Genomic DNA, 24,600 nt, shown 5'->3' with positions numbered 1-24,600 from the left:
AATGCCAAACTACGAGTTTAAAGTAAAGGAAAGTATTAAAGAACAATTGAAGACGGTTCCCCATCAACCGGGGATCTATATCATGAAAGATGCCCAAGGAACGATTATTTACGTCGGTAAATCTAAAGACTTAAAAAACCGTGTCAGTTCCTATTTCCGAGGGTTTAATTCTCATGCGCCCAAAGTCCAGACGATGGTCATCAATGTCAATGAGTTCGAATATATTATGACCGATAATGAAGTTGAAGCATTGATACTAGAAGCCAATTTGATCAAAAAAAACCTTCCCAAGTTCAACATTCTCTTGAAAGATGACAAAATGTATCCTTATATTGTCATCACAACAAATGAAAGATTCCCAAGAGTGTTTATGACGCGTCAATTGCCAAAGGGCAATGTAAAAGTCTTTGGCCCTTACACGAGTGTTGAGCAAGTGCGAATTACGCTTGATGTCATTCAATCTATTTTTCCTGTTAGAGAATGCAGTAAGAAAATAACGGACAAAGTAGATCGACCTTGTTTGAATTTTCATATTGGAAGATGTGCTGGCGCTTGTAATCACGTCATTTCTGATGAAGCGTACGAAGGGATGATTAAAGAAATCGTTCGATTTTTAAATGGAGAGAAAGACTGGTTGGTTCAGCGATTACAAGCAGATATGTTGAAAGCGGCTGAAGAGATGGCTTTTGAGAAAGCAGCGACGATTCGCGATCAAATTGCAGCATTAAAATCACTGGATGAAAAGCAAAAAATCATCCAAAACAACGAGAAAAATCAAGATTTTATTTCCGTTTATAGCTTTGAAGAGAAGACGTGTGTGATGCTATTTCAAGTTCGAAATGGAAAAATAGATGGAAGAGAAACGTATAATTTGGTCAATGCTGAAGATGACCTTCCAGGAGAGATACTTTCGTCATTTATCCTTCAATACTATTCAGGTATTGACCAAATTCCATCTGAAATATATGTTTCAGATGATATCGAACGAATTGAACCATTAGCAGAGTGGTTATCAAAATTAAATGCTCGAAAAGTGACTTTATCAGTTCCTCAAAAGGGTGAAAAGAAAAAAATGATTGACCTCGTCTCTAAAAATGCGAAAGAATATATCATGAAATTTCAAGATCGCATAGAAAAAGAGCTCACATTTAAAAATGAATCTGAATATGAATTAAAAGAATTACTGGGTTTTCCAGAGAATTTACCAATTAACCGAATCGAAGCATTTGATATTTCTAATATTTCAGGTGTTTATTCTGTTGCAAGTATGGTTGTTTTTGAAAACGGCAAAAAGAAACGCAGTGATTACAGGCGTTTTAAAGTTAAGACAATTGAAGGCCCCAATGACTATGGTTCCATGCAAGAAATTGTTTATAGACGTTATAAACGCGGTCTTGAAGAGCAGCAAATGGCGGCTGAGACGGGCATCTCCACTCAAAAATTCAATGTTTTGCCCGATTTAATTCTCATCGATGGTGGAAAGGCTCATGTCAATGCAGTTCTTGACGTAATGAATGCACTTAAACTTTATATCCCTGTCGCGGGTATGGTAAAAGACGATTTTCATAAGACCGACGATCTTTATTATGACGGTGAGAAAAAAGGACTTAAACAGTGCCGAAATGCCTTTAAGCTCGTCTATGAAATACAAGAAGAAGTGCATCGATTTGCGATTGAGTTTCACAAATCCCTTCGTTCAAAAGAGATGACGCATTCACTACTAGATGAAATTCAAGGCGTTGGCGAAAAACGGAGAATTTCACTCCTAAAACACTTTAAAACCATCGAAAATATACGAGATGCATCTGTAGAGGCTCTTTGTGAAGTACCAGGAATGAACCGTCGAGTTGCAGATGTCATATACAACTATTTTCATGAAAATAATTCACCTGAGAAAATTGCGTCAACAGCTGATGAAATCTGACTTGTGAGGTAGACTTTAAATAATAAAGTCTACCTTTTAAATTTGACAAAATTATAATAAAAAACGTCACATTTAAAAAGTATTTCGTGTATACAATGAGTTTTTTATATGTTATAATTCTTTTTGATATGGGTTAAGGAATTAACAAACCGGTCTAACCCTAGTAAATTACTAGGGATTAGGCACTTTTGACAGTGTATTATGCAGTCAGATTAGCAAGCGATAAGGAGGAACTTTTTAATGGCAAAGAACTTTTTAACAGAAGAAAATTTTGCGAAGCTAAACGAAGTCATTGAAGCACACAAAGACATGCAAGGTCCTTTAATGCCAATACTTCACGAAGCACAACATATTTTCGGGGCAATACCAATGCAAGTACAAAAAGTTATATCTGAAAAACTTCATGTACCGTTAGCTGAAATTTACGGCGTTGTAACTTTTTATTCACAGTTTACATTAGAACCAAAAGGCGATTATTTAATCAGTGTTTGTCTTGGTACAGCATGCTACGTTAGAGGTGCTCAAGATTTAATTGACAAGGTAACTGAATTAACAGGCGTTTCAGTAGGTACAACTTCAGCAGATGGTAAGTTTTCTCTTGAAGCAACTCGTTGTATCGGTGCTTGTGGTTTAGCACCAGTTCTTACTGTAAATGAAGATGTTTACGGACGTTTAACAGTAAACGATATCCCTGGCATCGTTGAAAAATACAAAGGCGCTAACTAAGGAGGCAAACATGAAAACTTTAGCTGAACTTACACAATTACGTGATGAAGCTCTTAAAAAAGTGGATTTAAGAAAAGATAGAAAAGGTACTAGAATCGTTGTTGGTATGGCAACTTGCGGTATTGCAGCAGGCGCTAGACAAGTTTTATCTTCTCTAATGGACGAAGTGCAAAAAAGAGGCTTAAAAGAAGTTGAAATTTCACAAACTGGTTGTATCGGTGTTTGTAGACTTGAGCCACTAATTGAAGTATACAAAGAAGGCGAAGAAAAAGTAACATACGTTGAGTTAACAGAAGAAAAAGCTCGCAGAATTATTGCTGAGCACATCGTTAATGGTAACATCGTTACAGAATATACTATTGGTGCAGCAAAATAGTTAAAGCATAACCATTTTAGGAGGTAAATCAATGGATTTTTATAGAGCACATGTCCTTGTGTGTGGCGGAACTGGTTGCGTCTCTTCAGGATCAGCAACTATAGAAGAAATGTTCAATACAGCTCTAAAAGCAAAAGGCTTGGAGAAAGAAGTAAAAGTTGTAAGAACTGGATGTTTTGGTCTTTGCGAAGCGGGTCCAATCTGTATCGTATATCCAGAGGGTTCATTCTACTCACAGGTTAAAGAAGCTGACGTAGAAAGAATTGTTGAAGAACACTTATTAAAAGGTCGTATCGTAAAAGACTTATTATATGTAGATAAATTAGCAGTTACAACTGAGATTGAAACATCAATCAACGAAGTAACATTCTATAAAAAACAAAAAAGAGTTGCACTTAAAAACTGTGGTGTGATTAACCCAGAAGTGATCGAAGAATACATTGCATTTGACGGTTATCAAGCATTAGGTAAAGCGTTAACTCAAATGACTCCAGCTCAAGTTATCGAAGAAATGAAAAAATCAGGACTTCGTGGCCGTGGTGGCGGTGGATTCCCAACTGGACTTAAATGGGAATTTGCATCAAAATCAGAAGGCGACATCAAGTATGTTGCATGTAATGCCGATGAGGGAGACCCAGGTGCATTCATGGACCGTTCTGTTCTTGAAGGCGATCCACATTCAGTAATCGAAGCAATGGCAATTGCAGCTTATGCAATTGGCGCTGAAAAAGGTTACGTATATATCCGTGCTGAGTACCCAATCGCTGTTAAACGTTTAGGTATTGCAATTGCTCAAGCAAATGCTATGGGATTACTTGGAAAAGGTATTTTTGGTACAGACTTTAACTTTGAAATGGAAATCAGATTAGGTGCTGGCGCATTCGTATGTGGTGAAGAAACTGCATTAATCGCTTCAATTGAAGGCGAACGTGGTATGCCAAGACCTAAGCCACCATTCCCAGCTCAAAAAGGTATCTTCGGAAAACCAACAATCATCAACAACGTTGAAACATACGCTGTTGTTCCACAAATTATTTTACACGGAGCTGATTGGTTTACATCATTCGGTACACCAAAATCACCAGGTACGAAAGTATTTGCTTTAGGTGGAAAAATCAATAACACAGGTCTTGTAGAAATTCCTATGGGAACGACTTTAAAAGAAGTTATTTTTGATATCGGTGGCGGTATTCCAAACGGTAGAAAATTCAAAGCTGTTCAAACTGGTGGTCCATCAGGTGGATGTTTAACTGAAGCTCACTTAGATACACCAATTGACTTTGATACATTAACAGCACTTGGCTCAATGATGGGTTCTGGTGGTATGATCGTAGTTGACGATACTAACTGTATGGTTGACTTTGCGAGATTCTTCCTTGACTTTACTGTTGATGAATCTTGTGGTAAATGTGTTCCATGTCGTGAAGGTACTAAGAGAATGTTGGAAATCTTAGAAAAAATCACTTCAGGTCAAGGTACATTAGAAGACTTAGATAGATTAGAAGATCTTGCTCACTCAATTAAAGATTCTTCTTTATGTGGTCTTGGTCAAACAGCGCCAAACCCAGTTCTTTCTACATTAAGATACTTCAGAGATGAATATGTTGCTCACGTTGTGGACAAAAAATGTCCAGCGGGTCAATGTAAAGATTTATTATCAATTGTCATCGTAGACGGTTGCATCGGCTGTACTGCTTGTGCAAGAGTGTGTCCAGTAGGCGCAATTAGTGGTTCAGTAAAACAACCACATATAATTGATCAATCTAAATGTATCAAATGTGGCGCTTGTATTCCTAAGTGTCCTAAGAAAGTTATTGTTAAACAATAATTGACGGGACCATAAGACTAGAAGAAAGAGGTGTACTTATCGTGAGTAAAGTAAGTTTAAGTATAAATGGCATTCAATACGAAGTACCAAGTAACTATACGGTATTAGAAGCGGCTAGATCAGTTGGTATCGATATTCCAACATTGTGTTTCTTAAAAGACATCAACGAAGTTGGAGCTTGCCGTGTATGTGTCGTTGAAGTTGAAGGTGCGAGAGCATTACAAGCTTCTTGTGTACTTCCAGTTCGTGATGGTATGGTAATCAACACAAACAGCGGAAGAGTAAGAAAAGCTAGAAAAAACACAGTAGAATTATTATTAGCAAACCATAATAGAGAATGTACAACTTGTGTAAGAAGCAAAAATTGTGAATTACAATCACTTTCTGAAGAATTAGGCATCAGAGATATTGCTTACACTGGTGAAAAAAGAGAAGGATCATACGATGATTTATCTCCATCGATCATCAGAGATTCTAGTAAATGTATTCTTTGTGGACGTTGCGTAAGCGCTTGTAAAAATGTACAAGGGATCGGCATCTTAGAATTCTTAAACAGAGGATTCAAAACGACTGTTGGTCCTGCATTTGAAATGAGTATGAAAGATGTTCCATGTATTTACTGTGGACAATGTATGGTTGTTTGTCCAGTTGGCGCTTTATCAGAAAAATCGCAAATCGACAAAGTTTGGGATTTAATTGATGACAAATCTAAACACGTAATCGTTCAATCTGCTCCTGCAGTAAGAGCTGCTTTAGGTGAAGAGTTTGGTTACCCAATTGGTACAAATGTTACTGGTAAACTTGCTACAGCTCTTAGAAGATTAGGATTTGATAAAATCTTTGATACAAACTGGGCAGCTGACGTTACAATTATGGAAGAAGGAACTGAATTACTTGACAGAATTAAGAATGGTGGCGTTTTACCAATGATCACTTCTTGTTCACCAGGTTGGGTAAGATACATTGAATTCCAACATCCAAACTTATTACCACATTTATCATCATGTAAATCACCACAAAACATGTTTGGTGCATTAGCAAAATCATACTATGCTGAAAAACATGGTATTGATCCTAAAGATATCGCAGTTGTATCCGTAATGCCTTGTACATCTAAAAAATCTGAAATTTCAAGACCAGAGCTTGAAGTAGGTGGTTTAAGAGATGTGGATGCATCTATTACGACAAGAGAACTTGCTAGAATGATTAAAGAAGCTAGACTTGAGTTTGATAAACTTGAAGAAGGTACTTTTGATCCATTCATGGGCGATTACTCTGGCGCTGGTGTTATCTTCGGAGTAACTGGCGGGGTAATGGAAGCAGCTATTAGAACTGTTGCTGATGTTATGTCAGGTCAAGATTTAGAGAATATCGAATATACTGCAGTACGTGGTATTGAAGGTATTAAAGAAGCGACAGTTAACCTTGGTGGAACAGATGTAAAAGTCGCAGTTGCACACGGTACTGCAAACGCTGAAATCTTATTACAAAAAATCGAAAACGGTGAAGCAGATTACCACTTTATTGAAGTAATGGCTTGTCCTGGTGGTTGTGTAAACGGCGGCGGACAACCAATCCAACCTTCAAATGTAAGAAATGTCATCGATATCAGAACTGAACGTGCTAAAGCACTTTACTCTGAAGATGCTGCTTTAACTGTAAGAAAATCTCATAAAAACCCTGAAATCAAGAAACTTTACGATGAGTATCTTGAAAAACCAAATAGCCACAAAGCACATGATTTACTTCATACACACTATGTGCCAAGAGAAAAATTCCCACTTAAATAGTGAGTATTTTCGATTAAGTTAATTAAAAGCTATTGTCTGTTGAATTCATTCTGAGTTCACACGGACAGTAGCTTTTTTTCGTCTTAAAATGTTTCTTTTCATTAACGAAAGATTAGTTTAAAATAGAGATAAGTTCATTATTGGAGGTAACCTTTGGAAAGTAAAAAAAAGGCACGCGTCATTTCAATTGAAGGCGGCGAAGGTGCTGGTAAATCAACGATTATTCAAGAAATTGCCCAATATTTTATAAATCAAAATATTCCTTATATCATCACAAGAGAACCTGGTGGTGTTAGAATATCGGAGAGAATTAGGGAGATTATTTTGAATAAAGAATTCTCTGAGATGGATTCAAGAACGGAAGCGTTGCTTTTTGCTGCAGCAAGGCGTCAACATTTAGTTGAGAAAGTATTACCTGCTGTTGAAGAAGGAAAAGTTGTGATATTTGATCGCTTTGTAGACTCTTCGCTTGTGTATCAAGGATATGTTCGAAATATTGGCATAGAAGAAGTTTATGAAATCAATCAGTTTGCCATTGAAGGATTTATACCGGATTTGACGCTTTATATAGACGTAGATCCAGTTGTTGGCCTCGAGCGCATCAATAAAAATCCCGACAGAGAAATCAATAAACTAGATCTTGAAGGACTAGAGTTTCACACCAAAGTCCGTGAAGGCTACCATCTCATTATGAAAACTTATCATCAAAGGATTGTTATGATAGATGGAAATCAATCCCTTGCTGACGTTGTAAAAGCTACTTTAAAAGAAATTGAAGAACGGATTTAAACATGTTATAATGTAGGTGTTAATTGTTAAATAATTAACTTTTTCTATATTATAGGAGGCAGAGATGCATTTAAATGTGATTAGAGAATTAGTCAATGCAGAAATTCTTGCTTATGAAAATGGTTTAAATATGGACATTAAGTCGGCCTTTGGATCGGATTTAATGAGCGATGTATTAGCATATGTAGAAGAAAACACCCTACTGATAACGGGATTAACCAATCAACAAGTGATTAGAACAGCAGAAATGTTGGATCTAAAAGCGATATTATTTGTCAGAGGAAAAAAACCAAGCCAAGATGTCATTGAGCTGGCTGAAGAAAAGAAAATCATTTTATTGTCAACGCGAGAGACCTTATTTACGATTTCAGGGATTTTATACGGAAACGGATTGAGGGGCATCAAAATTTAAAGGGACTCATTTGACGAGAGGATCTATTATATGAATGCATATGTTAAGAATGATTCAAACGTTGCCATGAAATTACATTATGAAGTGCAACGAGATGATTTTTCAAGAGCAGGCGAGGCTTCCAGCAGAATAAAGCAAACTTTAAGTCAATTGGCGATTGATGCGAATATATTAAGACGGATTGCAATTGCCACTTATGAAGCGGAAATCAACTTGGTGATTCACTCACACGGCGGCACAATTGATGTGTATATTAAGCCAGAATGTATAGAAGTTTATGTTGAAGACGTTGGTCCTGGTATTGAAAATGTCGATTTAGCCATGACAAAAGGGTACTCTACGGCAACGTCCGCCGCTAGAGAAATGGGATTTGGGGCTGGAATGGGTCTCCCAAATATGGAAAAAGTCAGTGATGAGTTCGTCATTGTTTCAGAATTAAATATAGGCACTAAAATTAAAATGGTAGTAAATTATTAGTCATTCAACTTCAGTTTTGGAGGCACAAATGAAAAGTTACTGGCATTCAGTCATTCTCGAACGAGATTACTGTACAGGATGTACGCATTGCCTCGATAGGTGTCCTACTCAGGCGATACGTATTGTCGATGGAAAAGCACAAATAATTGAAGAACGTTGCATTGATTGCGGGGAATGTTTAAGAGTGTGTCCATATCACGCTAAGGGGGCGCTTGTAAGCAATCTAGATGTTCTGAAAAAATATAAATATACAGTTGCACTACCTTCTGTTTCGTTTTATGGTCAGTTTGATCCGCAATACGATATGAACGTTGTCTATAACGCTCTTTTAAATTTAGGATTTGACGAAGTGTACGATATGGCCCATGCAGCAGAAGTGCTATCTGTTTATGAACTCGAATATCTAAAGAAGGATCATGAGAACAAACCGCTCATTTCCACTTATTGTCCCGTTATAACACGGCTCATTCAGACAAAATATCCAACGCTCATCCCAAATATTATTAAACTAGAATCCCCTATGGAGATTGCAGCACGTCATGTCAGAAATCGATTGAAGTCGGAGGGGTATTTAGACGAAGAAATTGGCATTATCTATATTTCGCCATGTCCTGCGAAAATTACAAGTATCAAAGATCCAATTGGTATTGCGAAGTCGAATATTGATGAAGCAGTTTCCATTGAAGAAATTTACTACAAAATCATGAAGATTATTGATAAAGTGACTGTTACTCAGCAGATACAATGTGCGACTGGCAAGGGAATTGGTTGGGCAAGGGTTGGTGGTCAAAGTTACTCCATGGATCTCGACGATTATATTGCGGTTGATGGCATCGATGAAGTCATCAAAGTGCTTGAATATATGGAACTTGGAAAATTGAGTTCACTTCTATTCTTTGAAGGGTATGCATGTATTAATGGCTGTGTAGGTGGCCCATTAAATGTGGAAAATACGTTTATAGGAAAAAACAGAGTGCGTAAACTTTCTAAACAATACGGGATGGACGTTCCGGTTCAAATAGATATCGAGATGACGCCTGAATACATGGAATGGAATCTCCCAATTGAGCCACTCCCAATTTTTAAACTGGATGTTGATTTTAAACGCGCTTTAGAAAAAATGGCGAAAATTGAAGAGTACACGCAGATGCTTCCTGGAATTAACTGTGGTGCGTGCGGTGCGCCTGCATGTAGAGTACTTGCTGAAGATGTTGTAAATGGTTATGCAAAGTTAGAGGATTGTTTCTTTTTAAATAAAAAATAGAGGTGGACTATATGAAAGTAAATGAATTAGTTGAAAAATATGGTTTCAAACATTTATCGGGAAAAGAGCTTGATAGAACCATCGAAAATGTATACTCATGCGATTTATTAAGCTGGGTAATGGCAAAAGGTAAACACGATACAGCGTGGATTACCGTTCAAACCCACAATAATATATTAGCAGTTGCTTCACTTTTGGAATTTGCCTGTGTCATTATTCCAGAAAATATTGAAGTCGATCAAGAGATTATTGATAAAGCGAACGATCAAAATGTTGTGATGCTTTCCACTCAATTAGAAGCATTTGAAATCTTTAAGATTTTATATGAGGCAGGAGTAAAATAGTGAACTATTTTTATGATTTGCACATTCATTCTTGTCTATCACCTTGTGGTGATGATGAAATGACCCCAAATAATATTGTCAATATGGCGTTTATTAAAGGCCTAGATATTATTGCGATCACAGATCACAATGCCTGTAATCATGTTAGAGTTGCGTCTGAGATTGCTCAGACGCTTGGAATCTTACTTGTTCCGGGTATGGAAGTGCAAACGAGAGAAGAAGTTCATGTCTTATGCTATTTTCCCAGTGTGGACAAAATTGAGCAGTTTGATGCTCAGTTAGCTGCATACAAGTCGCCGCTTCCCAACAATTCAAAAGTATTTGGGAAGCAATACATCTTAAATATTGAAGATGAAGTGGTGGGTGAATATCCAAGTGCATTGATCTTGTCGATAGATTTAGGGATTGATGAACTGAAAGATTTGGTATTGAAACTCGGTGGTGCAATTGTGCCAGCTCATGTGAATAAATCAGCCAATAGCATGATCGTCAATTTAGGCTTTATTCCTAAGGAACTGGATGTTCATTGTATTGAAGTACACAAAAAAAGCCCCATCAATGAGCCGTTGATTCAAGGTTACAACATCATCTATAATTCAGATGCACATTATTTAATCGATATTCAAGAACCGATTCATCAAATTGAATTAGAGGAAAAAACGTGTCAGGCAGTTATTGACTATTTTTTAGGAAAGGGCCAACTATGAGAGAATTATCGTTGCATATTTTAGACATTGCACAAAATTCAATCAGTGCAAAAGCAGAATGTATGCGAATTGTCGTGATTGAAGATCTTGTTGAAGATCAATTGATGATCAAAATAAAAGATGATGGTACCGGAATGGATTCTGAGACGGTTGAGAAAGTCATTGATCCATTTTATACGACTCGAACAACACGTAAAGTTGGGCTAGGGATCCCGCTATTCAAACTTTCTGCTGAGCAATGCGGGGGGTATTTTACCATTAAATCACAGCTTGGAGTGGGAACAGAGATTACAGCTGTTTTTCAACACAGTCATATTGATCGTGTACCACTTGGAAGTATGCCAGATACTATTGTCACAATTATTAATGCCTGTGATCAAATGGATTTAATCTATACGCATACTTATAATGGTGCTTCCTTTACGCTCAATACAAAGGAAATTAAAAAGCTATTAAATGGCGTTCCAATTAGCAACATCGATGTCATTACTTGGCTTCGAGAATACATTGCAGAAGGATTAGAAGAAATAAAAGTTAAAAGTTCTGAGGTGCCAATTGAATTTTAGAAAAATGGGTATTCAGGTAATTGTTGTATCTATATTATTTGTTATTTTGACTAATTATATCGAAATAGACGCTTCGATACGCATCGCTCTTAGTGTTTTTGGAATCGGTTCGGGCGTTTTACTGTTTTTTTTAGATGGCTATAGTCATTTAGATTGATAGAGGAGAGAGCTATGAGTAAAAAAAGAAAAATCATTTCGACAGTATTAATCATTGTCGGAATCGCAGTGGCTGCTTTTCCTATTTATGATCGAATCTATGCTTATTATTGGCAGCAAAAACTGCTTGCTGCGTTTGATGATGAGCTCGAACTCAGTATCAACGCACCTGAAGAAGTAGCATCAGATTATATCGGACTCGAAGATATTTATAGTAGCTCAAATGCTGCAGAAACAGATGGAACAACTGAAACAGAAAATCAAACAACCGCTACTTCAGAAGGAACCTCCGAGGGAACGACAGAAAAGAAAGCACCTGTAGTAGACAAAAGCGTTGTTGCCAAGATAAAAATCAAAAAGATTGATGTTTTGATGCCAGTGTTAGTAGGCGCGACGGAGAAAAATCTAAATCGTGGTGCAGCCATTATTAAAGGTAGTAGTGCATTTGGCGAAGTGGGAAATGTTTCAATCGCAGGTCACCGCGGTCGCTCTTATGGTGTGTTTTTTAATCGTCTCAATGAAATTAAAAATGGTGACGTGATTGAAATTGTCACAAAAGAAAAAATCTATAAATACACCGTTTATAAAGTGCATATTGTTGAACCGGAAGATGTTTCTGTATTAAATAGCAATGGAAAGGATAAGATTTTAACATTGGTCACTTGTGATCCTGTTAAAAACCCGACGCATCGACTCATTATTCATGCGCTACAAAATCCGTAGAAATATCAGTGTGAAAATATCAGGGTGAAAATCTCGTTGGTTTCGCCATTTGTCATGATTATTTAATAGTTTTTTGAAGTACACATGCTATAATGTAAGTAACACTTAGTGAAGAAGTATCTTTTCACGATAACGGCAAACCATTGGAAACGGTGGGACGCAAAGCCATAGGGCCTTTCGAAAGAATGGCAGCCGCGCTACCGAATGGAAAGTTTTTCTATTTTTTGAAAACTAAAAGCTAAAAATTGAAAACTGAAAATTGAATACGTGAAAGATAGTCTCTTCAACGATAATAGCAAACCATTGGAAACGATGGGACGCAAAGCCATAGGGCCTTTCGAAAGAATGGCAGCCGCGCTACCGAAAGGAGAGCAATATGAAACGATTTAACCGTTTTACAGTCTGCTTGTTTGCATTAGTTTTACTAATTGTTCAAGTAGCAGTTGTCGTTCCCTCTTATGCTTCTGATGAGATTTTGATTGAAGCACTTCATTCAAAGGGAGTTGTAAAGATTCAAATGTCTCAATTGAGTCAGACTAAAAACGTGGTCTTGATTGAAAAAGATGGAACAAGGTATACGTATCCACTAAACACGACGCAACCTGTTCAATTCCCACTGCAAATGGGAAATGGTGTGTATCAAGTTCGAATCATGGAACAAATCAGTGGAACCAAGTACAAGGAGTTATCTCAAGCTACAATTGACTTAAATCTCGAAGATTCAAATTCAGTATTTTTAAATAGCATTCAAGATATTAATTGGGAAGGTAGTTCAACAGTTGTCGAACTCGCTCAATCGTTGACACGTGATGCGAAAACAGATGAAGAAAAAGTCTTAGCCATTTACCGTTATGTCACTCAACAGTTTTCGTATGATTATAATAAAGCTAAAACAGTTTCGTCTGGCTATATTCCAAATGTTGACGAGTTAATGCGTTCACATTCAGGTATATGTTACGATTATGCAGCGGTTTTTGCAGCGATGTCGCGCAGTGTAGGTATACCGACTCAATTGATTAAGGGGTATAGCACTACGACGGGTAGCGTGTACCACGCATGGAATGCAGTATATGTAAACGGCAGCTGGAAAACAATTGACTCTACAGTTGATAGTACGAAAGGTGAACTCAAAAAGGGTTCACAAATCTACAAATCGAGTGAAGAGTATACTGTGACTAAAATATATTAAATAATTTTATTTTGAAACAAAGCATCTTTATAAAACTGTTTATAGGGGTGCTTTTTTTTTAATTTTTTGTAAATTGTCAATAATTCATATCATTTCATGTGAAAATAGGATAGAATTATAAAGTTGAATTTTTTTTTTAGAATCAGTTAGGAGAATATGAATGTCACAAAGTAATGGAATTATCAATATCGCTGTTATCGCACACGTCGATGCAGGAAAGTCAACTTTAGTCGATGCGTTTTTGAGTCAAAATAATGTTTTTAGAGAGAATGAAGTTGTACCGGATTGCGTCATGGATAGCAATGATCTTGAAAGAGAACGCGGCATTACAATCTATTCAAAAAACTGCTCGATTATGTATAAAAATCATAAAATTAATATAGTGGATACACCAGGCCATGCGGACTTCTCATCAGAAGTAGAGCGCATCATGAAAACCGTGGATACCGTAATCCTATTAGTGGATTCAAGTGAAGGCCCTATGCCACAAACAAGATTTGTTTTAAAGAAATCATTGGAAAGGGGATTAAGACCTATCCTCTTTATTAACAAAATTGATAAAAAAGACCAAAGAGCAGAAGAAGTTGTCGATTTAGCATTTGACTTATTTGTAGAGTTAAATGCCAATGATGAACAATTAGAATTCCCAATTGTATATGGTATTGCAAAAGAAGGGATTGCGAAATTATCGCTTGAAGATGAAAGCAATGATTTATCCCCACTATTTGATTTGATTTTAGACCACGTGAAGCCTTATTCTGAAGATCCGTCAGAGCCTTTGAAAATGCAAATATCATCCCTTGATTATGATGATTATGTGGGACGTTTAGGTATTGGTCGTGTGACAAGAGGCACCATTAAACAAGGGGATCAAGTGATTGTATGCAAAAGCGAAGGCGTACAAGAACGTGCAAAAATATCCAAATTATACGTGTATGAAGGTTTACACAAACGTGAAGTATCAGAAGCTATAGCGGGTGATATGGTGGTTATTGCCGGAATCGACAATATCTCTATTGGTGAGACGATTTGTAATCCAAGTTTTATTGAACCAATGGAAATGATTGAAATCGAGGAACCGACACTTTCTATGAACTTTTTAATTAACGATTCACCATTCTGTGGAAAAAGCGGAAAGTTCGTAACCAATCGCCATTTAAAAAATAGATTGGATAAAGAGCTTGAAGTAAATGTTGGTTTAAGAGTAGATGCACTGGATTCTGTTCAAGATGGATACCGCGTTTCAGGTCGTGGCGAGCTTCATTTATCCATATTGCTTGAAAATATGAGAAGAGAAGGATATGAAGTTGCCGTTTCAAAACCACAAGTTTTGATGAAAACCATCAACGGTCAAAGATGTGAACCGATTGAACGCGTGATTGCCATTGTACCGGACGAGTATTCTGGAGCTGTTATTTCAGAACTTAGTATCCGAAAAGGTTTGATGGACTCTATGCAAACAGAAGATGGATATACGCGAGTTGAGTTTCTCGTTCCAACACGTGGTTTATTAGGGTATAGAAGTGAGTTTGTAAACGTAACACGTGGTGAAGGTGTTCTCATTCGATCGTTTGCAGAATTCCAACCGTATAAAGGGGAAATTCCAAAGCGTAACAACGGAGTATTGATCTCTCAACAAGGTGGCGTTGCAATGGGATATTCACTATTTAATTTATCTGAAAGAGCGACAATGATGATTGATGCTGGAACAGAAGTATATGAAGGCATGATTATTGGGATTAATTCTCGTCGTGAAGATATGACAGTTAATCCAACTAAGAATAAAAAGATGACGAATACGCGTTCTTCAGGTAACGATGATGCCATTAAGTTAATTCCACCTAAAATTTTCAATATGGAAGAGGCACTCACGTTTATTGAAGATGACGAGTTGTTAGAAATCACACCAGATGCATTAAGAATGAGAAAAAGAATCTTAAATGAGACAGACCGTGTGAGATACCGAAACAAAGTCAATAAAGAACTTGAAAACTCAGAAGAGCTTGATACTGCTGAAGAAGCAGTATAAATAAAACATAAAACGAGTCATTTATAAATCTATAAAGCTATACATTTAAACATTCGATAGCCACTACAATTCAGCGAATCATGCTGGGGTGTAGTGGCTATTTTTATTGCGACAATTAAATAATGACAATTGACAAAATATGGAAATTGCGATATGATAAAAAGCATAATAAAAATGGTAATAAATGGAAATTTAAAAAGACAAAAGTTTTACATTTATGGAGGTAATTTGATGCATTCGCTTGAAGCAACGATGATTGTTCCCTTGATTATTATATTGGTACTGATGTTTTCGCTGATGATTTATTTTGCAGCAGGTGTGAGTTTGTCAGAAGTGAATCATTCGAAGTATTTTATCGTGAATATGACTGAAAATGGGCAAATTAATTCTTATGAAGGTAGGGAAACGTCCTTAATCATGTCCTACTCTCATGATCTTTTTAGAGAAGTCTTTTGTTACTCAGTAAGAGAAGACTTAAGTAATCCCTTTTCAACGTTGATGGATACACAAAGTTTTAATTTTGAGTCCCAATATATTCTGACAAAAGTCAAGCGACTGCAAATGGCTATATTAAAGTATTCGGTAGATTCAGTTTTTAATTATCAAGCGAAATAGCGCGCACAATCAAAGTCAGTAACAATTTGATTGATAGACGTGTGGAGGTGAGGATGAGAGATCAATTTAAGATATATATAAAACGTCAAGACGGTGTAATATCTGTTTTTATGGTGTTTTTAATTCCCGTGATGATTATTTCAAGTGTTGTGATCTATCTCTTTTTATCGAAGTACATGCTTGAAAATAAGGCGTATAAAGTGAGTTATGCCACAAGCCAAGCGTATTTATCCACCTATAATGCCATGATGTTTGAACAGTATACGATGTTTGTGACATATGACGAGGATCAATTGCAACAAATGCTTCAGCATTATTTTGAGGTAAATGAGTTAACTGAGAAGCTTCATGAGGATGCGATAGAGATTCAGTTTAAACAGTTGTCTCAGCCAAAAGTGTTTCAGAAAGTTGTTGCTGAGAGCGCAGCTGTAACATCTGGAAAACTTTTAACAAATTTTACGATTGATTTACTCAATCAATATAAGTTATGTGACAAAATTCGAGAGGTGCATGATAAGTTTTCTAGTTATGAACAATCTTTATCAGAGCAGTTTTCACTCAATCAGTTAGAACCATACATAGATGGCATTCGAGGCGTTTCGGATATTGATCGATATGTGAAAGAGGCAAAACAAGCGCTTTCGGATAAGTATCAAAAGTATTTTGATATTAAAACTGCATTTGACGATAGTATTGAACAAGTAAAAGCAGAATTTGATGAAACCGAGAAGTCTCTTAAGGCAATCTGTGAAGAAAAAACTTCCCAGTGGAATGACGCAACAAAATTGTTTGTTGACCAATATACGCAGGCAAATGACCAATTCGATCAAATCACAATCATCACAAATCAAATGGCCCCACTTACAGCACAACTTGATGAAATTCAGGTAGAACTCACGAGTATGGAAGCATCCATCGGCGAAATTGAAGAAGCCATTAAAAGTGAAAAGGACAAAAAGAAAAAGGAAGCATTGACCAATCAACTCAATCGGCTTGAAAGAGCCTTTAGTGCAAAACAAAGTGAGTATGATGCCACTTTGCAAAAGTTAAGTCAATATCAAGTCAAAATCGCGCAGTTATGCGATGCCATTGAATCTCTTTATAATACTAATGAAGCATCAGGCATCATTGAGACGTTAAATCAACTGATTGCAGGGATGGATACTCTTTTGTCAGGTGTTGAAGTAAAAGATGAAACGCTAAGTTTAAAAGAAGAAAATTGGTTTTCTCATTATGAAACGTTATCGTATTCTTGGAACTTAGGGTCTATTGCATTGGCAAATGAATACTATATGACGATTTTTAGTAGTTATGATGAGAATTGTCCTCGAAAATTTTTGCAAAACGAAGAAAATCACATTATTAAGGCAGAAGTTGAATACTTGATTTCGGGAAAAGAACAGTCGAAAGACAGTGTGTTTGAAGTGAGGATGAAGATTTTTGGCATTCGAAATTTAGCGAATTTGGTGACGATCCTATCGAGTCGAGAAAAACTGTCTCAAGTGACAAGTGCACTGAGTTTTATTCCACAGCCTTGGAAATGGGTTGCGACTGGTGTGGCGATTTTAGCGTGGGCGAGCATTGAAAGCTATGTGGATGTTAATGAACTTATGAAAGGTGAGGGGTTCTATTTTTTCAAAACAGATGAGCAATGGCATCTAGACTTTGATGCGATTATGTCAAAATCTTGGGATTCTTCCACCGTAACATCAGTTACAAATGAGCCTGAAGATAAAAATAAATCTGGAGATGAAAATAAATCTTCAAAACCAAACTTACTTGATCCTAACCTCTATTATTTGGATTACTTAAGGCTCATACTTCTCATACAAGATGCAAATGTAACGACCCTTCGTGCGATGGATTTATTGGATGCTCAAGTGAATCTACAGACAAAAGGGGAGAAGCATCTTAAAGATTTTTCTAATGGGCACGTGATTGATGTCAAATGGAAACCTTTGTTACCATTTTCTGTTCAGTTAGATTCGGAAAATCATCTACACTTCGAAAATCAATAGTAAGGGTAGTGCAAAGTACTTTATGAAAACACAAGATCAACATGTAAGTATAGGGGATAAACTATGAAAACAACCCAGAAGGGGAGCTTGACGATCGAAGCAATCCTCGTCATCAGTATTTTTATGATTCTCTCAATGACGCTATTTGGTATGATTCTTTCCGTTTATTTAGAAGAAAAAATACAATGGAATGCCTTACAAACCATAGATGAAGTTAGTGTGTACGCAATGCCCTTTACAGGGCATGAACGATTGATTCAAACCGAAGTGAATTTGCTTACGCTATCGACTATTGCCAATAGTGTGATCAAAACACATACTCAAAAAGAACTCAAGTCATTGGTTGAGATCTTGCCGTCGACGCACGTTGAATTTACAGACTATCGAACGATGGAATTCGTCATTTCGTACGAGTATCAACTGTTGAGCCTTCATCCGAAAAATGAATTGATTTTACCAATGAATGCAGCCGCCATGAGTGATGGGATCGATTTCAAAGAGGAAACTGTGTTTGTCACAAAAGTTGGGAAGAAGTATCACTTAGAGGGATGTATCCATCTTAGAAAAAGTAAATTTGGAATTTCTTTAGAAGAAGCCATAGAAAAAGGCTATACTCCATGTAAAAACTGCCATGGACCGAGTTCGTTCAATGGCACTCAAGATCAATAGAGAGCGAGTGATAAAATGAGACTAGAAGCATTTGAAATTGAACGAAGAGACGAAATAAATGAAATGATCATATGGATCAATCCCAAAACTGGGGAACGGATTTGCGAACGGACACGGAATGTTCAGCAGGGAATTCAAGAAGTCAATATACTGAAACAATTAGGCGGAAGCACCGCTTCTCAACTTGTGGAATATGAACTTAAAGGAACGGCATTTAAAGTCTATACACGCTATATTGAAGGTGTTTCATTGTCTAAGGCGATGGAGGATGCCTCTATGAAAGACATGATTTTAACAAATTTAGCGAGAATCTTTCATAATGCGATTGCGTGTGTTAAATATGTTCACGATCGGGGAATCTTACATCGGGATATTAAACCTGAAAATATGATGATTGATGCCTATCTAAATGTAACTTTAGTGGATTTTGCAACTGCAATTGAGAAAGTCAAAGTGTTGGATGAAAACACTCTCGTTGGCACATTGCAATATGCATCGCCTGAAGCGGTATTCAAACCATGGGAGTTTGACGAATCTTCGGATTATTATAGCGTTGGAAAAGTATTTGAAACGCTGTTGTCACATCAAGCGTTTGTCAATGATCTTCATTTGGAGTGTCAGATTCGAGATCTGACACAGATTCAAAAATGCAATCGAAGAAGTATTGAGTAAGAGAGATGATGTGAGACAATTGCAAGGTGTTTAATTTTTTCTTGCATTTGAAAAAAACATTCGGTATAATAACTCTTGGATAATTGTATACATTTATACAAATGGAGGAAAATATGGATAGAATGTCTCATTATGATGATCATTTAAAAACATGTAAAAGATGTGGGGATGAGAAAAAAGTTAATCGACATGGACTGTGTACAGTGTGTGAATCTGAAGTCGATCATGAATATGCTATGATGTATGAAACCAGTTCGAAAGAATCTTGAGAAAAAATGAAGCAGTCGTATAAACATCATCATTTAAAACACCACTAAACTGAAGAAAAAGGAACATTTACAGAAAAGTCACATTTATTTTTAATTTGTTAGTTGAGAATGTGGTATAATACCATTGATAGTACCGTTAGGACTATACATGACAGAACTATTTCGCATTCTAGAATACACACAGTTATGTGGATGAAAAAACAACAATTGAAAATAAACCGAATACGGCTCTGAGCAGACTTGCCCGAGACTGAAAAAATGTTGCCTTTATTAAGCTCTTTTTGTCTTGCGCAGAAAGAGCTTTATTATTTTTTTGAAGTAGGTGGATTGGATGAAAATTGGATTTATTGGCGCTGGAAAAGTGGGTCAATCATTTGGACTGTTTTTACATAACCGAAAATGTTCGTTATCGGGCTATTATAGCGCGACTTGGCAATCCGCTGTAAATGCAGCTCAGTTGACACATTCAAAACCTTATGCATCAATTGAAGCGCTTGTTCTAGAATCTGACATCATCGGAATCACCGTGAACGACGACCAAATAGATTCGGTCGTCGAACAAATTGCCAAATTGAAAGAACTGAATCCATCAAAATGGTTCTTTCACATGAGTGGGGCGAAAGATATTCGCTCGATGGCGCAACTTTCAGAACATATTTTTGCGCTCCATCCACTGAAGGCGTTTACCGATGTGGTTCAATCAGTGGATGAAATGACGGAAATTTATTATGGACTAGAGACAAAAAGTGAACCTGTTCACAGGTGGATTCAAACGCTGGGAATCCAGACCATTTCACTCACTAGTGAGCAAAAATCTTTGTACCATTTAAGTGCAGTTCTTGCATCAAATTATCTTGTTGTACTCATTCATTTAGCAATTGAACACCTAAAGCAGATCGGGATATCGGATGAACAGGCACAACAAGCACTGATGCCATTAATTAGAGATACACTCACAAATATTGAAATGAAAGGGCATCTAAATGCCCTTACAGGACCGATTGTCCGAGGTGACACCGAGACGATTCAACACCATTTGAAAGTTTTGGATCCCCAAGCGGAGATGATTTATAGAGAATTAGGAAAATACGCAGTGTCCATGACTCAACATGAACCCAATTTAAAGCAGCAATTAATTGCATTATTTGAAGGAGGCCTTTCATGAGTAAAATAACCAGTGCATCACTCATTGAAAAAAAACAAAGTGGAGAAAAAATTACTGTACTGACAGCTTATGACTATTCCATGGCGCGATTGCTTGACGAAGCGGGTGTGGACTGTTTACTCGTAGGAGATTCACTTGGCATGACCATGCTTGGATATGAAGATACATTATCTGTTACCATGGAAGATATGATTCACCATACAAAAGCCGTAAAACGAGGCGCGAAACAATCACTTGTCATAGCAGATATGCCTTTTTTATCCTATCATGTGAGCGATGCAGAAGCCGTTTTAAATGCAGGCCGGTTTGTGAAAGAAGCAGGCGCACATGCAGTTAAACTCGAAGGTGGAAAACTCATTCGTTCAAGAATTGAAGCCATACTTGCTGCTCAAATCCCCGTTATGGGACATTTGGGGTTAACGCCTCAATCTGTTAATATTTTGGGTGGGTTTAAAGTCCAAGGAAAAACGGAAGAACAGGCGAAACAGTTGATTGAAGAAGCAAAACTATTAGAGTCCTTAGGATGTTTTGCAATTGTACTAGAATGTGTGCCAGAAAAATTGGCACGTCTTGTTTCAGAACAGTTAAGCATTCCAACGATTGGAATTGGCGCTGGTGCTGGTTGTGATGGGCAAGTGTTGGTGATTCAGGATATGCTGGGCATGTACACTGAATTCACACCAAAGTTTGTGAAGAAATATGCAGATTTGAAACATGTGATTGAAACTGCTGTTCAACAGTATTGCCAAGAAGTAAAAACCGGTGCATTTCCTGAAGAGCAACATACATTTAAAATAGATGAATCAGTCATTCAAAAATTATACTAGATGAGGTGAATTATGGAAAATCAATCCCTTAAAATCGTCAAAACAGTTGAAGCTGTGCGTCAATCAATTCCTCAAAATAAAATAATTGGATTCGTACCAACGATGGGTTTCTTGCATGAAGGACATCTATCGCTGATGAAAGCTGCAAAAGAAAAGTCGGATTACGTCATTGTCAGTATATTTGTGAATCCAACACAATTTGGTCCCAATGAAGATTTGGCTTCGTATCCGAGAGATTTAGAGCGAGATGTTGAACTGTGTCGTTCTGTTGGAGTGGATTTGGTTTTTGCTCCTGAAGTTGAAGAAATGTACCCGTCCGGTTACTCAACTTATGTAGAATGTGAAGGCGATATCACAAAGAAACTTTGTGGTGCATCTCGCCCTTCGCATTTTAAAGGGGTGACATCCGTTGTGAATAAATTGTTTAACATCGTTCAGCCGCACTTGGCATTTTTCGGTCAAAAAGATGCTCAGCAAGTGGCTGTCATCGAAAAAATGGTTCGCGATCTGAATATGCCTGTTCAGATCATCTCGTGTCCGATTGTTAGAGAATCCGATGGTCTAGCGATGAGTTCAAGAAACGCCTATCTTTCTGCTGAAGAAAGAAAAGATGCATTGGTTCTGAGTCAAGCATTAAAACACGCACAATCAAGGCTTGAGAATGGTGAGAGAAATGCCAGTCGGTTAAAGGACGAAATGAGGGATAGGATTGAGTCCGTTTCTTCAGCAATCGTGGATTATATTAGCATCGTAAGCGCAACAACGCTTGAAGACTTAACCGAAGTGAAAGGCGATGTGTTATTCGCCGTGGCAGTCAAGATTGGAAAAACACGTTTAATTGATAATTTTAGAAGATTTATATAGGAGGCAATCATGTTTTTAACCATGTTTAAGAGTAAAATTCATCGAGCGACAGTCACTGAAGCAAATTTAAATTACGTTGGCAGTATCACCATTGATGAAGATTTATTAGATGCAGCGGGAATTCTACCAGGAGAGAAAGTTCAAATTGTCGATAACAATAATGGCGAGCGATTAGAAACATACACCATTGCTGGCGAAAGAGGCAGTGGCGTGATTTGCTTAAATGGCGCTGCTGCAAGAAAAGTGCAGCCTGGCGATACAGTCATCATCATTGCGTACTGTATGTTGGATGCCAATGAAGCCAGAACGTTTAAACCGAACGTAATCTTGGTGAATGAGCAAAATCAAATCGTCGAGATGAATTTTGTTGAAAAACCAGGTGTGATTAAATAGTTATTTGTATTCTCTGCCGTTTTATGATATTATTTTATGGGCAAAATACAAGGTTTTAGAGTTAATGGAGAATACACATGTTAATAGATCAATTGAAAACCATTTATTCAGATCATCAAGTTCTGATAAATGAACCGATGATGAATCATACCTCTTTTAAAATTGGCGGCAATGCTTCATACATCGTCTTACCCAATTCAATCCATCAAATTCAGGACACTTTAGCAGTATGTCGTGCTGCTCAATATCCTTGCTTGATTATGGGAAATGGCTCCAATATTTTAGTGGAAGATACTGGAATTGATGCAGTCATTATAAAAATTACCGATTCAATGAGCACAGTAACCATTGAAAATGGGGACGTGGTTGCAGAATCAGGCGTCCTGTTATCAAAACTCGCACGATTGGTCATGAAAGAATCTTTAATCGGTTTTGAGTTTGCATCTGGAATTCCAGGAACTTTAGGCGGAGCAGTTTTTATGAATGCAGGCGCTTATGGTGGCGAAATGAAAGATGTTGTAAAATGGATTGAAGTCATCACAACAGAGGGTGAATTATTACGCTTTGAAAATGAACATATTGAGTTTGGCTATAGAACCAGTATTGTAAGAGAAAAAGGTTGGATCGTGGTGAGAGTAGGACTTCACTTTGAAAAAGGAGATCCAGAAGAAATTCGTTCGATTACCAATGATTTAACTCAAAAAAGAGTGAGTAAACAACCACTTGAATTGCCAAGTGCTGGTAGTACGTTTAAGCGTCCTCCTGGATATTTTGCAGGTCAATTGATTGAAGATGCAGGCTTAAGAGGGCTGCAACACGGTGGCGCACAAGTGTCTGAAAAACATTGTGGCTTCGTTGTCAATACGGGAAATGCGACTTTCAGTGATGTGATGAACTTAATCCTGACGGTGCAAAAGGTCGTGTTCGATCAGTTTGGCGTTGAATTAGAAAGAGAAGTTCGTATTTTTGGAAAAGAATAAAAAAAATCAGCTCGCGTGTGTTTACATGAGAGCTTTTTTGTATTTATAGGGTATATAGATGTTATAATAAATACAAGGGATACAGGAGGTTCGCAATGATTGTCATATCGGATTATCACATGCATACAAAATATAGTGGCGATTGTAGTAATGAGGTCGAAGACGTCGTTAAACAAGCGATTCAAGTAGGATTAAAAGAAATTGCCATAACGGATCATGGTCCATCTCACAATGGATATGGTATTAAGAAATCAGAATTTCCGAACTTACGAAAGGAAATTGACCGCTTAAAAGAGAAATATCCTCAAATCAATATATTACTCGGAATAGAAGCTAACATCATCGGAACAAATGGCGAAATTGATGTGGATGATGACATGAGAAAACAACTCGATTGGGTGAATGCAGGATACCATTTTGGAAGTAACTTACCAAAAGATATTGGCATTCATGCCTTAAATTTTCTGTGTAAAATATTCCCACCATTGAAAGCGAAGGCACGTAAAATGAATACTGAAGCGATGGTCAATGCCATTAATAACCATTCGATTAACATGATTACGCATCCCGGCGCAAAGGGACCAATTGACATTGATGCAGTTGCGAAAGCGGCGGCAGATAGAGGAACGATTCTTGAAATCAATAACTCGCATGGTCACTTGACAGTAGAAGAGCTCAAAGTTGCCATGAAATATCCCGTACAGTTTGCGGTATGTAGCGATGCACATGTTCTTAAAAAAATCGGACAAGTCGATCAAGCGCTTGATCGTGCATTTATTGCGGGCATCGACAAATCTCGAATTAACAATGTAAAGTAAACAATCAAGC

Annotated in this window: 26 protein-coding genes and 2 riboswitches; all 26 genes read left to right on the top strand. The window is 37.2% G+C overall.

The features are described 5' to 3' along the window. Position 1 precedes the first annotated feature (1 nt). The 26 genes from uvrC to ACZ41W_RS06785 all read left to right on the top strand — a co-directional run bounded on the left by uvrC (position 2) and on the right by ACZ41W_RS06785 (position 24,590). Complete coding sequence (gene uvrC / locus ACZ41W_RS06910) at positions 2-1,924, top strand: excinuclease ABC subunit UvrC (protein WP_464314138.1); 1,923 nt, start codon at positions 2-4, stop codon at positions 1,922-1,924. Positions 1,925-2,164: 240 nt separating this feature from the next. Further along, complete coding sequence (locus ACZ41W_RS06905) at positions 2,165-2,650, top strand: NADH-quinone oxidoreductase subunit NuoE family protein (protein ID WP_464314137.1); 486 nt, start codon at positions 2,165-2,167, stop codon at positions 2,648-2,650. Between the two features lie 10 nt (positions 2,651-2,660). Then, entirely contained in the window at positions 2,661-3,026 is a 366-nt protein-coding gene (locus ACZ41W_RS06900; RefSeq protein ID WP_464314136.1) for a (2Fe-2S) ferredoxin domain-containing protein, read from the top strand. Between the two features lie 31 nt (positions 3,027-3,057). Further along, on the top strand, positions 3,058-4,854 hold the full coding sequence (gene nuoF, locus ACZ41W_RS06895; RefSeq protein WP_464314135.1) for an NADH-quinone oxidoreductase subunit NuoF: 1,797 nt from the start codon (positions 3,058-3,060) through the stop codon (positions 4,852-4,854). Positions 4,855-4,895: 41 nt separating this feature from the next. After that, positions 4,896-6,644, top strand: coding sequence for an NADH-dependent [FeFe] hydrogenase, group A6 (locus ACZ41W_RS06890; RefSeq protein ID WP_464314134.1), 1,749 nt, complete (start codon positions 4,896-4,898; stop codon positions 6,642-6,644). Between the two features lie 153 nt (positions 6,645-6,797). Next, positions 6,798-7,433: a dTMP kinase gene (tmk, locus tag ACZ41W_RS06885; protein WP_464314133.1), complete on the top strand. Its 636-nt coding sequence runs from the start codon at positions 6,798-6,800 to the stop codon at positions 7,431-7,433. Positions 7,434-7,497: 64 nt separating this feature from the next. Next, positions 7,498-7,845: a DRTGG domain-containing protein gene (locus ACZ41W_RS06880; protein ID WP_464314132.1), complete on the top strand. Its 348-nt coding sequence runs from the start codon at positions 7,498-7,500 to the stop codon at positions 7,843-7,845. Positions 7,846-7,875: 30 nt separating this feature from the next. After that, positions 7,876-8,322, top strand: coding sequence for an ATP-binding protein (locus tag ACZ41W_RS06875; RefSeq protein WP_464314131.1), 447 nt, complete (start codon positions 7,876-7,878; stop codon positions 8,320-8,322). A 28-nt stretch (positions 8,323-8,350) separates the two neighbouring features. After that, positions 8,351-9,586 carry a [Fe-Fe] hydrogenase large subunit C-terminal domain-containing protein gene (locus tag ACZ41W_RS06870; protein ID WP_464314130.1) on the top strand — a complete coding sequence of 412 codons (1,236 nt, stop codon included), beginning with the start codon at positions 8,351-8,353 and terminating at the stop codon, positions 9,584-9,586. Between the two features lie 11 nt (positions 9,587-9,597). Further along, positions 9,598-9,930 carry a DRTGG domain-containing protein gene (locus tag ACZ41W_RS06865; protein WP_464314129.1) on the top strand — a complete coding sequence of 111 codons (333 nt, stop codon included), beginning with the start codon at positions 9,598-9,600 and terminating at the stop codon, positions 9,928-9,930. After that, positions 9,930-10,637, top strand: a complete 708-nt coding sequence (locus ACZ41W_RS06860) for a PHP domain-containing protein (protein WP_464314128.1) — start codon at positions 9,930-9,932, stop codon at positions 10,635-10,637. Before ACZ41W_RS06865 ends, ACZ41W_RS06860 begins: the two co-directional genes overlap by 1 nt. Then, positions 10,634-11,203 (top strand): ATP-binding protein, encoded by a 570-nt coding sequence (locus tag ACZ41W_RS06855; RefSeq protein ID WP_464314127.1) that lies wholly within the window; start codon positions 10,634-10,636, stop codon positions 11,201-11,203. Before ACZ41W_RS06860 ends, ACZ41W_RS06855 begins: the two co-directional genes overlap by 4 nt. A 171-nt stretch (positions 11,204-11,374) precedes the next feature. Continuing rightward, on the top strand, positions 11,375-12,082 hold the full coding sequence (locus ACZ41W_RS06850; RefSeq protein WP_464314126.1) for a class D sortase: 708 nt from the start codon (positions 11,375-11,377) through the stop codon (positions 12,080-12,082). A gap of 124 nt (positions 12,083-12,206) precedes the next feature. After that, positions 12,207-12,287, top strand: a riboswitch (cyclic di-GMP riboswitch). A 79-nt stretch (positions 12,288-12,366) separates the two neighbouring features. Further along, positions 12,367-12,447, top strand: a riboswitch (cyclic di-GMP riboswitch). Positions 12,448-12,458: 11 nt separating this feature from the next. After that, the gene (locus ACZ41W_RS06845; protein WP_464314125.1) at positions 12,459-13,271 is read left to right on the top strand and encodes a transglutaminase-like domain-containing protein; all 813 of its coding nucleotides are present in this window, start codon (positions 12,459-12,461) and stop codon (positions 13,269-13,271) included. A gap of 160 nt (positions 13,272-13,431) precedes the next feature. Continuing rightward, complete coding sequence (gene typA / locus ACZ41W_RS06840) at positions 13,432-15,300, top strand: translational GTPase TypA (protein WP_464314124.1); 1,869 nt, start codon at positions 13,432-13,434, stop codon at positions 15,298-15,300. A 231-nt stretch (positions 15,301-15,531) separates the two neighbouring features. Further along, a complete protein-coding gene (locus tag ACZ41W_RS06835; protein ID WP_464314123.1) occupies positions 15,532-15,915 on the top strand; it encodes a hypothetical protein in 384 nt (127 codons plus the stop codon). Positions 15,916-15,968: 53 nt separating this feature from the next. Beyond that, the gene (locus ACZ41W_RS06830; RefSeq protein ID WP_464314122.1) at positions 15,969-17,933 is read left to right on the top strand and encodes a DUF5702 domain-containing protein; all 1,965 of its coding nucleotides are present in this window, start codon (positions 15,969-15,971) and stop codon (positions 17,931-17,933) included. Between the two features lie 63 nt (positions 17,934-17,996). Further along, entirely contained in the window at positions 17,997-18,602 is a 606-nt protein-coding gene (locus tag ACZ41W_RS06825) for a hypothetical protein (RefSeq protein WP_464314121.1), read from the top strand. A 15-nt stretch (positions 18,603-18,617) separates the two neighbouring features. Further along, positions 18,618-19,274 carry a protein kinase domain-containing protein gene (locus tag ACZ41W_RS06820; RefSeq protein WP_464314120.1) on the top strand — a complete coding sequence of 219 codons (657 nt, stop codon included), beginning with the start codon at positions 18,618-18,620 and terminating at the stop codon, positions 19,272-19,274. Positions 19,275-19,387: 113 nt separating this feature from the next. Beyond that, positions 19,388-19,543, top strand: coding sequence for a hypothetical protein (locus tag ACZ41W_RS06815; protein WP_464314119.1), 156 nt, complete (start codon positions 19,388-19,390; stop codon positions 19,541-19,543). A gap of 331 nt (positions 19,544-19,874) precedes the next feature. Then, entirely contained in the window at positions 19,875-20,708 is an 834-nt protein-coding gene (locus ACZ41W_RS06810) for a Rossmann-like and DUF2520 domain-containing protein (protein ID WP_464314118.1), read from the top strand. Then, the gene (gene panB, locus ACZ41W_RS06805) at positions 20,705-21,535 is read left to right on the top strand and encodes a 3-methyl-2-oxobutanoate hydroxymethyltransferase (protein WP_464314117.1); all 831 of its coding nucleotides are present in this window, start codon (positions 20,705-20,707) and stop codon (positions 21,533-21,535) included. The genes ACZ41W_RS06810 and panB overlap by 4 nt, the downstream gene beginning before the upstream one ends. Positions 21,536-21,547: 12 nt before the next feature. Then, the gene (gene panC / locus ACZ41W_RS06800; RefSeq protein WP_464314116.1) at positions 21,548-22,399 is read left to right on the top strand and encodes a pantoate--beta-alanine ligase; all 852 of its coding nucleotides are present in this window, start codon (positions 21,548-21,550) and stop codon (positions 22,397-22,399) included. A gap of 9 nt (positions 22,400-22,408) precedes the next feature. Beyond that, positions 22,409-22,792, top strand: a complete 384-nt coding sequence (gene panD, locus ACZ41W_RS06795; protein ID WP_464314115.1) for an aspartate 1-decarboxylase — start codon at positions 22,409-22,411, stop codon at positions 22,790-22,792. A gap of 77 nt (positions 22,793-22,869) precedes the next feature. Then, positions 22,870-23,772: a UDP-N-acetylmuramate dehydrogenase gene (gene murB / locus ACZ41W_RS06790; protein WP_464314114.1), complete on the top strand. Its 903-nt coding sequence runs from the start codon at positions 22,870-22,872 to the stop codon at positions 23,770-23,772. A gap of 95 nt (positions 23,773-23,867) precedes the next feature. Continuing rightward, entirely contained in the window at positions 23,868-24,590 is a 723-nt protein-coding gene (locus ACZ41W_RS06785; protein ID WP_464314113.1) for a PHP domain-containing protein, read from the top strand. Positions 24,591-24,600: the final 10 nt, after the last annotated feature.

The organism is Fusibacter fontis (assembly GCF_055378735.1).
This window is presented reverse-complemented; position numbering and strand designations above follow the sequence as displayed.